The sequence below is a fragment of the Salmonella sp. SJTUF15591 genome, assembly GCF_043356435.1.
GTDB classification, from domain to species: Bacteria; Pseudomonadota; Gammaproteobacteria; order Enterobacterales; family Enterobacteriaceae; genus Salmonella; species Salmonella enterica.
On the sequence record NZ_JBEUJO010000004.1, the window covers coordinates 506,138 to 519,026 of the forward strand.

The following is a 12,889-nucleotide window of genomic DNA, read 5'->3' on the forward strand; positions in this document are numbered from 1 at the left end:
TTGCATGAGCAGTAACTTCAGACATCACCTGTTGAGTCTGTCGTTACTGGTTGGCATAGCGGCCCCCTGGGCCGCTTTTGCTCAGGCGCCAATCAGTAGTGTCGGCTCAGGCTCGGTCGAAGACCGCGTCACTCAACTTGAGCGTATCTCTAACGCTCACAGCCAGCTTTTAACCCAACTTCAGCAGCAGCTCTCCGATAATCAGTCCGATATCGATTCTTTGCGCGGCCAAATCCAGGAAAATCAGTATCAACTGAATCAGGTGATGGAGCGCCAGAAGCAAATTATGCTGCAGCTGGGGAGCTTAAATAATGGCGGCGCAGCGCAGCCAGCAGCTGGTGACCAGAGCGGGGCGGCAACCACTGCGACCCCCGCCCCGGATGCCGGTACGGCAACCTCAGGGGCGCCGGTACAAAGTGGCGATGCGAATACCGATTACAATGCGGCAATTGCGCTGGTGCAGGATAAGTCTCGCCAGGATGATGCGATTGTGGCGTTTCAGAACTTCATCAAGAAATACCCTGATTCTACTTATCAGCCGAACGCCAATTATTGGCTGGGCCAGTTGAATTACAACAAGGGTAAAAAAGATGATGCCGCCTATTATTTCGCCTCGGTAGTAAAAAACTATCCTAAGTCGCCGAAGGCTGCGGACGCGATGTACAAAGTTGGCGTTATCATGCAGGACAAAGGTGATACGGCAAAAGCGAAAGCGGTTTATCAGCAGGTGATTAACAAATATCCAGGCACTGATGGCGCGAAACAGGCGCAGAAGCGTCTTAACGCGATGTAATGCGTACCATGCGACCAGAAAACGCCTTTTTTCTGGTCGCGTCGTGCGATTCCTAAGCAGTTGAGCCCTCTGCGTCGAAATTTTTGTTGCGCTCAAATCTGAAATCAGTAATATATGCCGCCGTTGCCACGGGATATTAAACAACTCGAAAGCAACGTAAAAGTGGGTCGTTAGCTCAGTTGGTAGAGCAGTTGACTTTTAATCAATTGGTCGCAGGTTCGAATCCTGCACGACCCACCAATCGTTCGGTGGAAACGAGAATAAAGCGTGAAGGATAACGTTGCGTCAGCAACGGCCCGTAGGGCGAGGCAAAGCCGAGTCATCCTGCACAACCCACCACTAACTTCGGTTAGTCAGTAATATCCAGCGTAGTATCGGGTGATTAGCTCAGCTGGGAGAGCACCTCCCTTACAAGGAGGGGGTCGGCGGTTCGATCCCGTCATCACCCACCACTCGGGTCGTTAGCTCAGTTGGTAGAGCAGTTGACTTTTAATCAATTGGTCGCAGGTTCGAATCCTGCACGACCCACCAATTTAACATCAAACTCAGATGTTGAACGTGAAGGATAACGTTGCGTCAGCAACGGCCTGTAGGGCAAGGCGAAGCCGAGTCATCCTGCACGACCCACCATCTTTAGATGGTCCGAGTAAAATCTTTCAGGCAGCACCCGTATGGGTCGTTAGCTCAGTTGGTAGAGCAGTTGACTTTTAATCAATTGGTCGCAGGTTCGAATCCTGCACGACCCACCAATATACAAGGTGGTAACTGGTAGAGAACGTGAAGGATAACGTTGCTTTAGCAACGGCCCGAAGGGCGAGGCGAAGCCGAGTCATCCTGCACGACCCACCATCCTGAATGATTGAAGCAGTAACCCTTATCCAAGGGGTCGTTAGCTCAGTTGGTAGAGCAGTTGACTTTTAATCAATTGGTCGCAGGTTCGAATCCTGCACGACCCACCAATTTAACATCAAACTCAGATGTTGAACGTGAAGGATAACGTTGCGTCAGCAACGGCCCGTAGGGCGAGGCGAAGCCGAGTCATCCTGCACGACCCACCAATGTAAAAAAGCGCCCTAAAGGCGCTTTTTTGCTATCTGCGATATGGAAGATTCGAACCTGCCGCAGGTTCGGGTCGACAAAATTGTCGGGAACAATTTTGCACAATGCGTAGCGTTGCCCGAAGGGCGAGTCTCAGGATGAGACGAGTAGCGCAGTGAGACAACGGAGCCGTTTACGGCGACGGCCCGAAGGGCGAGCGAAGCGAGTCATCCTGCACGACCCACCAATGTAAAAGAGGGCGCTGGCGGCGCCTTTTTGCTATCTGCAATATGGATGATTCGAACCTGTCGCAGGTTCGGGTCTTGCCTGATGCGCTGCGCTTATCAGGCCTACAGACGGCACCGCTCATGTAGGCCTGATAAGACGTTACGCCGCCATCAGATACGGGGCTACGTAATTATTGTGACTTTCCTTATTGAATCAGCTATCTTGTTTAGCATATAAAACAAATTAACCGATTGTGGCGTTTATTACGCTTTCATTCGGTTGTTTCGTTAAGTCAGTAAAACGAGAAGCCACGATGAGCGTAATGTTTGACCCACAAGCCGCAATCTACCCGTTCCCGCCGAAACCAACGCCGTTGAACGACGATGAAAAGCAATTTTATCGTGAGAAAATCAAGCGCTTGCTCAAAGAGCGCAATGCCGTCATGGTGGCGCACTACTACACCGATCCGGAAATTCAACAGTTGGCAGAAGAAACCGGCGGCTGTATTTCCGACTCACTGGAAATGGCCCGTTTCGGCGCGAAGCACGCCGCATCCACGCTACTGGTAGCGGGCGTACGGTTTATGGGGGAAACCGCCAAAATCCTCAGCCCGGAAAAAACCATTCTTATGCCTACCCTGGCGGCGGAATGTTCGCTGGATTTAGGCTGCCCAATAGACGAATTTAGCGCTTTTTGTGATGCGCATCCTGACAGAACCGTAGTGGTCTATGCTAACACCTCGGCTGCTGTTAAAGCGCGTGCGGACTGGGTTGTGACCTCCAGTATCGCCGTAGAACTGATTGAGCATCTGGATAGTTTGGGGGAAAAAATTATCTGGGCGCCGGACAGACACCTGGGGAATTACGTGCAAAAACAGACCGGGGCCGATGTACTGTGTTGGCAAGGGGCGTGTATCGTGCATGACGAGTTTAAAACCCAGGCGTTGACCCGTTTAAAAAAAATCTATCCCGATGCCGCTATTCTGGTTCACCCTGAATCGCCGCAGTCCATTGTCGAAATGGCCGATGCGGTGGGCTCCACCAGTCAGCTTATTAAGGCGGCAAAAACGCTGCCGCACAGACAGCTTATCGTGGCGACCGATCGCGGCATCTTCTACAAAATGCAGCAGGCGGTGCCTGAAAAAGAGCTGCTTGAAGCGCCCACGGCTGGCGAGGGGGCGACCTGCCGTAGCTGCGCGCACTGTCCGTGGATGGCGATGAATGGCCTGAAAGCTATTGCTGAAGGGCTGGGGCAGGGAGGCGCGGCGCATGAAATACAGGTTGATGCGGCGCTACGCGAGGGCGCATTACTGCCCCTCAACCGGATGCTGGATTTTGCGACTACACTTCGGGCGTAAAGACGGAAATCTTTGGGGGAGAGAATGGATTTTTTTAGTACGCACAACATACTGATTCATATTCCGATTGGCGCTGGCGGGTACGATCTCTCGTGGATCGAAGCGGTAGGAACCATCGCCGGCCTGCTCTGTATTTGGCTTGCCAGTCTGGAGAAGATCAGCAACTACTTTTTTGGACTGGTTAACGTCACTCTGTTTGCGATTATTTTCTTTCAGATCCAGCTTTATGCCAGCCTGTTGCTGCAACTCTTTTTCTTTGCCGCCAATATTTATGGCTGGTATGCGTGGTCGCGGCAAACAAAGGATAATCAAGCCGAGCTTAAAATCCGCTGGCTGCCGTTGCCAAAAGCAATGGCATGGCTGGCGATATGTGTGATAGCTATCGGTTTGATGACGCGATATATCGATCCCGTATTCGCCGTCCTGACGCGCGTGGCCGTCGCCATTATGCAGATGCTGGGGTTACAGGTGACAATGCCTGTACTGCAACCGGACGCTTTCCCGTTCTGGGACTCTTGCATGATGGTGCTGTCTATCGCGGCGATGATTCTGATGACACGAAAATATGTCGAAAACTGGCTCCTGTGGGTGGTAATCAACGTGATCAGCGTGGTGATTTTTGCTTTGCAGGGCGTCTATGCGATGTCGCTGGAATATCTGATCCTGACATTTATCGCCGTGAACGGTAGCCGCCTGTGGATAAACAGCGCGCGGGAGCGAGGATCGCGCGCGCTTTCCCGTTAATGGTGATGAACATGCCCGGATGACGTCTGATTCAGATGACAGTCCGGGCCGTGACACACTTGATATTCCATCTGAATCGTAGCGTGCGCAATATGGTATTCGTGCATCAGGAAATCCTGGATACGTTCCAGCAGCGCATCATGGTCGTGTGGCGGAATGACCTGAGCGTGCAATGTCATGACCGGTTTTTCGCCGACCATCCAGACATGCACATGGTGTACGTTACGGACTTCGGGGATTTCCCGGCTTAAATGGCGCTGTAAGGCATTAATATCCAGCGAAACCGGCGCGCCTTCCAGCAATTCGTTGACGCTATCTTTTAACAAACGCCAGGCGCTGCGTAACACCAGTACCGAAACCAGAATAGAGAGAATCGGGTCCGCTGGCGTCCAGCCCGTCCAGATAATGATCAGCGCGGCGACTATTGCGCCGACGGAACCCAGCAAATCGCCCATCACATGTAGCGCGGCAGCGCGCACGTTCAGGTTTTTTTCATCGCTTCCCCGATGGAGAATCCAGAACGCAAACAGGTTCGCCAGCAGACCCGCAACCGCAATCACCATCATCAGATTGCCCGCCACCGGACGTGGCGTGTAAAAGCGCTCTATCGCTTCCCAGACAATGAGAAGGGTAATGACCACCAACGCAATGGCATTCACAAAAGCCGCCAGTGTGGTGAGTCTTAGCCAGCCAAAAGTGTGGCGAACAGTCGGGGGACGACGGGAAAATTGAACCGCCAGCAGCGCAAAGAGAAGGGCCGCCGCGTCGGTGAGCATATGTCCCGCATCCGCCAACAACGCCAGAGAGCCGGAGAGTATCCCGCCCACCACCTCAAGGAGCATAAATCCGGCAGTGACGATAAAGGCGAAAAGCAGGCGACGAGCATTATTATCTTTCGGCAGGTGTGAATCGGCATGAGAGTGTGAGTGCGCCATAACGTCATTCCTTTGTTATTCTCATCAATACTGTAGACATCATACTGATTTTTCGCTGACAAAATAAAAAGGAGAGCGAAAGCTCTCCCGTTATCAGACTTTTTTCTGCATTACTGTGTGGTACCGTCGGTTTTGGTATTCACGTCATTATTGACGCCATTACCGGTTTCCACTTTTTTATTAATATCCGGGCAGCGACCATCTTTACACATGGTATTTTTATGCTCTTCATCCTTGGTCATTCCGTCATGATTCATGGTTGAACCGTCTGGATGCTGCATCGTGCTGTTAGTGTTGCCGTTGGTATTGATGTCGTTGTTATTCACATCATTCGGCGCCACATTCTGGCGGGCGTCCGGGGCAACCTGACCGGCATTTGCCGCCGAGTTCGCCTGGCCATTACTGGATTGCGCGTTAGATTCAGCAGCTAACGCTGCGCCGCTGGCAAGGCCGAGGGTAGCGGTGAGTAAAAGCGTAGTCAGTTTTGTCATTTTCATAAGATGCTCCTGTTATGGTGGATATGTCGGATAACCTCTTCCAACAGTGCACGTGTCAGTCAAATCCTCAAATAAGGGATAAAAAGCGTTCGCCGCCGCGGGTTAACGCAGCAGAGAATCTTGCAATAATTCATAAACAGAGTGGTTACAGTTAAAAAGTGTAGGTTAGATCCCATTTTTCGCTACATTTGTGCGTTTTTTTCCTGAATTCCAGGATTATTCCGTTCAAAGTGTAAAAGCCCGTTTACACTATTTAATTGAAGAGATAGATTGGAGGGATTGCATTCATTGGGATAAGTACGGCAACACTGGAATAAACATGAATTATCAGAACGACGATTTACGCATTAAAGAAATCAACGAGTTATTACCTCCGGTCGCGCTGCTGGAAAAGTTTCCCGCCACGGAAAATGCAGCAAATACCGTTGCTCACGCGCGCAAAGCTATCCATAAAATTCTCAAAGGCAATGACGATCGTCTGCTGGTGGTGATCGGTCCTTGTTCAATTCATGATCCGGCAGCGGCGAAAGAGTATGCCGCCCGTTTGCTGGCGCTACGTGATGAGCTTCAAGGCGAGCTTGAAATTGTCATGCGTGTCTATTTTGAGAAACCGCGTACCACCGTCGGCTGGAAAGGGCTGATTAACGATCCGCATATGGATAACAGCTTCCAGATTAACGACGGTCTGCGTATTGCGCGCAAACTGCTGCTGGATATTAACGACAGCGGCCTGCCTGCCGCCGGCGAATTCCTCGATATGATCACGCCGCAATATCTGGCCGATCTGATGAGCTGGGGCGCCATTGGCGCGCGGACTACTGAATCCCAGGTTCATCGCGAACTGGCGTCTGGCCTCTCTTGTCCGGTCGGTTTTAAAAATGGTACTGATGGCACGATTAAAGTCGCCATTGACGCCATCAACGCCGCCGGCGCGCCGCATTGCTTCCTCTCCGTCACTAAATGGGGTCATTCGGCGATTGTGAATACCAGCGGCAACGGCGACTGCCATATCATTCTGCGCGGCGGTAAAGCGCCAAACTATAGCGCGCAACATGTTGCTGAGGTGAAAGAAGGCCTCATCAAAGCGGGACTGATGCCGCAGGTCATGATCGATTTCAGCCATGCCAACTCCTGTAAGCAATTTCAAAAGCAGATGGAGGTTTGCGCCGATGTCTGCCAGCAGATAGCGGGCGGTGAAAAAGCGATTATTGGCGTGATGGTAGAGAGTCATCTGGTAGAAGGAAACCAGAGTCTGGAAAGCGGTCAGCCGCTGACCTACGGTAAAAGCATTACTGACGCCTGTATTGGCTGGGAAGATACCGATGCGCTGCTTCGTCAGTTGTCGGCAGCGGTAAAAGCCCGTCGCGGCTAAGTTTAGTTTCTATCCTGTGGTGAAGTGCAGGATAGAAAACATATCGGTCCGGTAACAGCCTACCGGACCGATATTGCCAATATTAATGTATTATTATTTGGCGTACTTAGGTACTTCCTGCTTCTGGAGGGTATTTCCTTCCGAATCAATTCCTACAATGACTCTATAGCGGTCAAAATATAACTTCTTAATGGATTCTGTTCCTAATTCTTCGTAGGCAACAATTTCTACTGATTTAACATGTTTTGTATTAATTGCAGACGCTCCTCCAATCCCGAGTAGCGAAACCCCACCGTATTTTTTACAAAGCTCAGCGACATAATCAGCACGATCGCCTTTGCCAAGAAACGCAGTTGCCCCTTGTTGAAACATCATTTCTACAAATGGGTCCATACGCGCGGCCGTTGTAGGACCGTTGGAGCCAATAGGTAAACCAGGTCTGGCAGGGCAGGGGCCAGCATAGTAAATCGTTTGGTTTTGAAAATCGACTGGTGATTTTTCTCCGTTACTAAGCGCTACTTCGATTTTTTTATGCGCGGCGTCACGGCAGGTGTAAGCAAATCCAGTGAGAAATAATATATCGCCGACCTTAAGAGTTTTCGCTTTCTCTTTAGTCAATGGTAATGTTAATTCCATCATAGCTTCTCCAGGTATTAAATGATTTCACTAGCGTGGCGGCTTGCATTACATTGGAAATTGATTGCGACTGGCAGTGCAGTGATATGGCAAGGATAGTAATCGACATGCACGCCTAACGCCGTAATACGCCCGCCCATACCTAAAGGGCCGATCCCTGTATTATTCACGGCCTCTAATAATTCAGCTTCGAGCTGGGCATAAAGTGGCTTAGCATTGAACTCACCAAGAGGGCGTAATAATGCTTTCTTCGCCATCCACGAACAGTGATCCATTGTACCGCCAACGCCGATACCAATAATATAAGGAGGGCATGGATTGCCTCCTACACGACGGACAGTTTCCAGAACAAAATCTTTTATACCATCAATACCATCGCCGGGAAGCAATGTTTTAAAAGTTCCCATATTTTCGCTACCGCCGCCCTTTGGCATAACGGTAATTGTCACTCGGTCACCATCAACAATTTCAGTATGTAAAATTGCAGGAGTATTATCATTAGTATTAATACGTTCTAATGGATCTGCAACCATGGATTTTCTTAAGTATCCATTTTCATAGCCCTGGCGAACACCCTGGTTCACCTGATCTTTAAGCGGCTTACCTTCCCAGCATACATGTTGTCCAATTTCCATTATAACGATACAAGTGCCGGTATCATGGCAGCATGCAAGTTGTTCTTTTTTTGCATACTCTCCATTATCAATTAATATCTTAATGGTTTCCTTGCCGATCTTTGACTCTTCTTTATCATATGCTTTACGAAAAGAACACATGAGATTATCATCCAGTTCATAACAAGCTTTTTTTACAAGTTTTTCGATAACCGGAATGATAATTTCTGTATTTAATATACGACTCATACTCCCTCCAGTGCTATGTTGCATTGTTTTATCCATTGATCACATTTTCATGATATTCGTATTCATTGTAGGAAGGAAATATGTTATTTTTATTAAATGATAAATTTTATTTATAGTAGTGGAAAATAGATGGAAATTAGACAATTAGAATATTTTGTAAGCGCTTCTTTGTTAGGTAACTTAACCAGAGTTGCTGAGCGGCATTTTGTTTCTCAACCTAATATCACCATTGCTATTAAGAAGTTAGAGACTGAATTAGGGGTGACATTATTTGATAGAAAGAAAAATAAACTTGTCCTTACTGAGGAGGGCATGTTTTTCTTACAAAAAATTGAACCTATCCTTATTGCGTTAAAAAATAGCGTAGCGGAAATGAAAGATTATCGTAATGAAAATGGTGGCATAGTAACTTTGGGGATCCCACCGATGATAAGTTTGTTTCTTTTTTCACCGCTCTTCAAGCATTTCCGAGAGATTTATCCAGAGATGGAACTCTCTCTTGTTGAAGAGGGGACTTTTGGTTTACATGATAAACTTTCTGCTGGAGAGCTGGATCTTGCTATTGTTATTATTAATGACTGTCCAAAAGAATTAGTTACGGTACCATTAATGACTCAGCAGCACGTGGTATGTATGTCAGATAAACATCCTCTGGCAAAAAAGGATAGTATCGATTGGGAAGATCTACAATATGAGCCATTGATACTAATGAAAAAAGATTCCTGGCATAGAAAAACGATTATTGAAGAATGTACAAAGCGAGGAATTCATACACATATTTTTCTATCATCAAACAGGGTTCAAACCAACATAGATCTGGTTGCTAAAAATGAAGGAATTTCTTTCATTTTGGACGCTGTCGATCTTAAAGCCGAAAAAGTAATAACCAAGGCCATGACTGAGCCGACTTATGTTACGATTGGTTTGGCCTGGAAGAAAGATAAATATTTATCATATGCAACCAGAGCGTTAATTAAATTCATTGAGGATTATATTAAAGAACATTTTACAATTAAATAATTATATTTGTTCTTCAACAAAAATTTCCCATAGCTCTTCGGCATCTGGAGGCATTCTCTTGGCTGGTCTATAAAGTCTTATTTCTATGGGTACCCATAAATTGCTTTCTTTTTCCGCTGCAGTAACAATAGTTTTAGCCTCTATATCTTGCCTGGCAAGGCTTTGAGGTATCCAGGCAACACCATCGCCAGATCTGACCATTGCCAATAGTGTTGCTGCCAGATCGGCCACAAAGGCAACATTTATATTATGGGTAATTCTGTTAATAGACGCTGTATTTGCTATTATTCTTCCCAGACCTGATTGTGATGAAAAAGAAAGGTAAGGGAATTGAATCTTATTATTTATATTCCACAACGGTTTTAACGTTTCTGAGTCTGGTTTACTGAATGGAATTAATGTATCAAACCCAAGACGAATGCTCATAAAGTTATTTTTATTTAAATTTAGATGCATATGTGGGTGATGGTGACACAGCAAAAATTGTGAATCTCCCTGCCGCATCATTTTTTCGCACGCATTCAATGAGTCAGATAAAAGACGAAATGAACCAAATTTTGCAATTTTATCACTCTGTTTTAACAAATGCGGGACAAAAGAGAAAGACAAAGCATGCGTTGCTGAAAAAACAAGACTGGGTTGTTTATTACCTGCGGCCTCAAGGGTATCACTTTTCAATGTGTACAAGGAGTGGATCAGTTCGGGAAGCTGGTCTGTAAATACTTCTCCGGCCTTGGTAAGGGTGACTCCCCGTTTACTTCTTTCAAAAAGGGGCGTACCCACCCATTCTTCGAGAGATTGTATCCGACGACTAAATGCGGGTTGAGTCACATATCTTGAGGCAGACGCTTTTGAGAAATTCAACGTTTCTTTTAGAGCCAGACAGTCTTCGAGCCATGTTAGTTCGAGGTGATGCCGATATTGCATAAGCTGCAACCTTATTAGCATTGGATGAGTTTCATTTATATAAGTAGCATTATACACAGACAGATTTTAAGAGGAAATTATTTGATTAAACAGAAACAAAAGCAGTAAGAATATGTTATGCCTTTGTCGGGTAAGTGTTGTTATTTATGTGAGTGTATTCTTTCTCAATAGAAATTAATTAGATGTAATTTTAGTATAACATGTGATTTATGCTTGTTGCAGTTGTATTCATGACTGTAATGAGTTGTTTTTGTACCCTAATAATATAAGGACTATACATGTCACCAGCGATTATTACTTTGTTGGTTTTAGTGGTTGCAATAATTATCTTTGTTAGCGATCGTCTTCCTATGGGATTAGTTGCATTTATGGTCCCAATGGCACTTTATTTTACCGGTGTTATCGATGCTAAGGATATTTTTGCTTCAATCGTAAATGCGAATGTTATTCTTATCGTCGCCATGTGTGTACTCGGTGCGGCATTTTTTAAAACAGGTTTGGCATGGCAATCAAGTAAAATTTTACTAAAATATGCTAAAACAGAAAGAAGCCTTAGTGTATTGATTTTTCTTATTGGTGGAGTTATGTCTGCCTTTGTTTCTAATAGCGGAACAGTTGCTGTGCTAATTCCTATTGTTTTAGGTATTGCCGCCAGTAGTCAGATTAAGCCTATTAAACTTCTTATGCCTCTGGTTTTTGGGGCAACAATCGGTGCTGATATTTCTATTATCGGTTCGCCAGGAAATCTGATTGCTAAAAATACTATTGAAACTTTTAGTAAGGGAAGTCTGTCGGTGCCATTTTTCGAATACGCTAAAATTGGTATTCCTTTGCTGATTGCATGCTCTATATTTCTCTATTTCTTCGGTTCAAAACTCATCGCAGATCGTGAGGGAAATACACAATCTGATTCTCAAATGGATTATAGCCAAATTCCGGCTTGGCATAGAAATTTAACTTTAGCCGTTTTTATCCTGGCTATCGCTGGAATGGTGGCAACTGATTATATTAAGTTTCTGCCTCCAATGCATATTATTGCGTGTTGTGCGGCTATTGTTCTTGTATTTGCTGGCGTTTTGACACAAAAGGAAACTTTTAATTCTTTTGAAACGCTAACTGTTTTCATGCTTGCGTTTATGATGCCTTTAGGAGCCGCGCTTAATTCTACTGGTGCTGGAGAAATGATTGCCAATGCCGTTATTTCAGTAACCGGAGATTCTGGCGTTATGATTATTATGGCATCATTGTGGATACTTACATGGGCTTTGACTCAAGTTATGAGTAACACTGCAGCATGTACGTTGTTATGCCCGGTAGGGTGGACTATCGCACAGTCTATTGGCGCAGACCCTCGTGCAGTTGTTATTGCTGTTTTTATTGCGAGTAGTGTTGCTGTTTGTACCCCAATGGCTATTCCAGCAAACTCAATGATTATTGGCCCGGGGAATGTTAAATTTAAAGATTTCTTAAAACCCGGATTGGCGATTAGTTTGGTTTGTTTTATCGTTAGTATGATTTTACTACCGGTATTTTATCCCTTCTATTAATGCCTGATATTACTTTTCTATTTTAGATTATTAAATTTGAGACTTTATTATGAATAGTTCGGTGCTATTAGGTGAAGGCTTCACTCTGATGTTCCTCGGCATGGGGTTCGTGCTGGCGTTTCTGTTCCTGCTGATTTTCGCCATCCGCGGCATGTCCGCCGCCGTCAACCGTTTCTTTCCTGAACCGGTCCCGGTACCGAAGGCGGCACCTGCCGCCGCCGCGCCCGCTGACGACTTTGCCCGCCTCAAGCCGGTGATTGCCGCCGCTATCCACCACCATCGCCGCCTTAACCCTTAATTTACGGAGGAATCCATGACCATTGCCATTACCGACGTCGTCCTGCGTGACGCCCACCAGTCCCTGTTCGCCACCCGCCTGCGCCTTGACGACATGCTGCCGATTGCCGCTCAGCTCGACGACGTGGGCTACGGCTCCCTCGAATGCTGGGGCGGCGCCACCTTTGACGCCTGCATCCGTTTCCTCGGCGAGGACCCGTGGCTGCGCCTGCGCGAACTCAAAAAAGCCATGCCCAAAACCCCGCTGCAGATGCTGCTGCGCGGCCAGAACCTGCTCGGCTACCGCCATTACGCCGACGACGTGGTGGAACGCTTCGTCGAACGCGCGGTGAAAAACGGCATGGACGTGTTCCGCGTCTTCGATGCCATGAACGACCCGCGCAATATGAAAGCCGCCCTGCAGGCGGTGCGCAGCCACGGCGCGCACGCCCAGGGGACCCTGAGTTACACCACCAGCCCGGCGCACACGCTGCAGACCTGGCTGGACTTAACCGAACAGCTGTTAGAGACCGGCGTCGACTCGATTGCCATCAAGGATATGTCCGGCATTCTCACTCCGATGGCGGCGTATGAGCTGGTGAGCGAAATCAAAAAACGTTTTGAGGTGCGCCTGCACCTGCACTGTCACGCCACCA

General features: G+C 47.1%; 12 protein-coding genes, 5 tRNA genes and 1 pseudogene. 13 read left to right on the top strand and 5 right to left on the bottom strand.

Annotation, left to right across the window (positions count from 1 at the left end; translation table 11 throughout):
* Positions 1-4 precede the first annotated feature (4 nt).
* From cpoB to pnuC, 8 genes are all read left to right on the top strand, one after another.
* Complete coding sequence (gene cpoB / locus ABVM99_RS12515) at positions 5-793, top strand: cell division protein CpoB (RefSeq protein ID WP_000097552.1); 789 nt, start codon at positions 5-7, stop codon at positions 791-793.
* Between the two features lie 164 nt (positions 794-957).
* A tRNA-Lys gene (locus ABVM99_RS12520) sits at positions 958-1,033 on the top strand.
* Positions 1,034-1,169: 136 nt separating this feature from the next.
* A tRNA-Val gene (locus ABVM99_RS12525) sits at positions 1,170-1,245 on the top strand.
* A gap of 3 nt (positions 1,246-1,248) precedes the next feature.
* Positions 1,249-1,324: transfer RNA gene (locus ABVM99_RS12530), tRNA-Lys, on the top strand.
* A gap of 142 nt (positions 1,325-1,466) precedes the next feature.
* Positions 1,467-1,542: transfer RNA gene (locus tag ABVM99_RS12535), tRNA-Lys, on the top strand.
* Between the two features lie 134 nt (positions 1,543-1,676).
* Positions 1,677-1,752, top strand: a tRNA-Lys gene (locus ABVM99_RS12540).
* Between the two features lie 620 nt (positions 1,753-2,372).
* Positions 2,373-3,416, top strand: coding sequence for a quinolinate synthase NadA (gene nadA / locus ABVM99_RS12545; RefSeq protein ID WP_017442253.1), 1,044 nt, complete (start codon positions 2,373-2,375; stop codon positions 3,414-3,416).
* 24 nt (positions 3,417-3,440) lie between these two features.
* Complete coding sequence (gene pnuC, locus ABVM99_RS12550; protein WP_000345367.1) at positions 3,441-4,160, top strand: nicotinamide riboside transporter PnuC; 720 nt, start codon at positions 3,441-3,443, stop codon at positions 4,158-4,160.
* Here pnuC and zitB read toward each other — a convergent pair.
* Both zitB and ABVM99_RS12560 read right to left on the bottom strand, forming a co-directional pair.
* Positions 4,157-5,095: a CDF family zinc transporter ZitB gene (zitB, locus tag ABVM99_RS12555; protein ID WP_000951251.1), complete on the bottom strand. Its 939-nt coding sequence runs from the start codon at positions 5,093-5,095 to the stop codon at positions 4,157-4,159. The genes pnuC and zitB overlap by 4 nt on opposite strands.
* Positions 5,096-5,205: 110 nt before the next feature.
* Positions 5,206-5,592 carry a YbgS-like family protein gene (locus ABVM99_RS12560; protein ID WP_000784380.1) on the bottom strand — a complete coding sequence of 129 codons (387 nt, stop codon included), beginning with the start codon at positions 5,590-5,592 and terminating at the stop codon, positions 5,206-5,208.
* A 319-nt stretch (positions 5,593-5,911) separates the two neighbouring features.
* On the opposite strand from ABVM99_RS12560, the gene aroG reads away from it, so the two are divergent.
* The gene (gene aroG / locus ABVM99_RS12565; protein WP_023195909.1) at positions 5,912-6,964 is read left to right on the top strand and encodes a 3-deoxy-7-phosphoheptulonate synthase AroG; all 1,053 of its coding nucleotides are present in this window, start codon (positions 5,912-5,914) and stop codon (positions 6,962-6,964) included.
* A gap of 93 nt (positions 6,965-7,057) precedes the next feature.
* Here aroG and ABVM99_RS12570 read toward each other — a convergent pair whose 3' ends face one another.
* Together ABVM99_RS12570 and ABVM99_RS12575 are read right to left on the bottom strand one after the other, a co-directional pair.
* Positions 7,058-7,603 (bottom strand): FumA C-terminus/TtdB family hydratase beta subunit, encoded by a 546-nt coding sequence (locus tag ABVM99_RS12570; RefSeq protein WP_000970374.1) that lies wholly within the window; start codon positions 7,601-7,603, stop codon positions 7,058-7,060.
* A 14-nt stretch (positions 7,604-7,617) separates the two neighbouring features.
* Positions 7,618-8,463, bottom strand: coding sequence for a fumarate hydratase (locus ABVM99_RS12575; RefSeq protein ID WP_000086831.1), 846 nt, complete (start codon positions 8,461-8,463; stop codon positions 7,618-7,620).
* A 129-nt stretch (positions 8,464-8,592) separates the two neighbouring features.
* On the opposite strand from ABVM99_RS12575, the gene ABVM99_RS12580 reads away from it, so the two are divergent.
* Positions 8,593-9,483: a LysR family transcriptional regulator gene (locus ABVM99_RS12580; protein WP_000405927.1), complete on the top strand. Its 891-nt coding sequence runs from the start codon at positions 8,593-8,595 to the stop codon at positions 9,481-9,483.
* Here the strand turns inward: ABVM99_RS12580 and ABVM99_RS12585 are convergent, their stop codons facing one another.
* The gene (locus ABVM99_RS12585) at positions 9,484-10,467 is read right to left on the bottom strand and encodes a LysR family transcriptional regulator (protein WP_000282119.1); all 984 of its coding nucleotides are present in this window, start codon (positions 10,465-10,467) and stop codon (positions 9,484-9,486) included.
* A 221-nt stretch (positions 10,468-10,688) separates the two neighbouring features.
* On the opposite strand from ABVM99_RS12585, the gene ABVM99_RS12590 reads away from it, so the two are divergent.
* The 3 genes and pseudogenes from ABVM99_RS12590 to ABVM99_RS12600 form a co-directional block, all read left to right on the top strand.
* Positions 10,689-11,957 carry an SLC13 family permease gene (locus ABVM99_RS12590; protein ID WP_023195908.1) on the top strand — a complete coding sequence of 423 codons (1,269 nt, stop codon included), beginning with the start codon at positions 10,689-10,691 and terminating at the stop codon, positions 11,955-11,957.
* Between the two features lie 49 nt (positions 11,958-12,006).
* Entirely contained in the window at positions 12,007-12,255 is a 249-nt protein-coding gene (locus ABVM99_RS12595; RefSeq protein WP_001089087.1) for an oxaloacetate decarboxylase subunit gamma, read from the top strand.
* Positions 12,256-12,270: 15 nt separating this feature from the next.
* Positions 12,271-12,889 (top strand): annotated as a pseudogene (locus ABVM99_RS12600) (oxaloacetate decarboxylase); the annotation flags it as partial.

Excerpts from the sequence above, each read along its gene's own strand:
- ABVM99_RS12575 (WP_000086831.1), bottom strand. The coding sequence starts at position 8,463 with ATGAGTCGTATATTAAATACAGAAATTATCATTCCGGTTATCGAAAAA.
- nadA (WP_017442253.1), top strand. The coding sequence starts at position 2,373 with ATGAGCGTAATGTTTGACCCACAAGCCGCAATCTACCCGTTCCCGCCG.
- ABVM99_RS12595 (WP_001089087.1), top strand. The coding sequence starts at position 12,007 with ATGAATAGTTCGGTGCTATTAGGTGAAGGCTTCACTCTGATGTTCCTC.
- ABVM99_RS12560 (WP_000784380.1), bottom strand. The coding sequence starts at position 5,592 with ATGAAAATGACAAAACTGACTACGCTTTTACTCACCGCTACCCTCGGC.
- aroG (WP_023195909.1), top strand. The coding sequence starts at position 5,912 with ATGAATTATCAGAACGACGATTTACGCATTAAAGAAATCAACGAGTTA.
- ABVM99_RS12580 (WP_000405927.1), top strand. The coding sequence starts at position 8,593 with ATGGAAATTAGACAATTAGAATATTTTGTAAGCGCTTCTTTGTTAGGT.
- zitB (WP_000951251.1), bottom strand. The coding sequence starts at position 5,095 with ATGGCGCACTCACACTCTCATGCCGATTCACACCTGCCGAAAGATAAT.
- pnuC (WP_000345367.1), top strand. The coding sequence starts at position 3,441 with ATGGATTTTTTTAGTACGCACAACATACTGATTCATATTCCGATTGGC.
- ABVM99_RS12570 (WP_000970374.1), bottom strand. The coding sequence starts at position 7,603 with ATGATGGAATTAACATTACCATTGACTAAAGAGAAAGCGAAAACTCTT.
- ABVM99_RS12590 (WP_023195908.1), top strand. The coding sequence starts at position 10,689 with ATGTCACCAGCGATTATTACTTTGTTGGTTTTAGTGGTTGCAATAATT.
- cpoB (WP_000097552.1), top strand. The coding sequence starts at position 5 with ATGAGCAGTAACTTCAGACATCACCTGTTGAGTCTGTCGTTACTGGTT.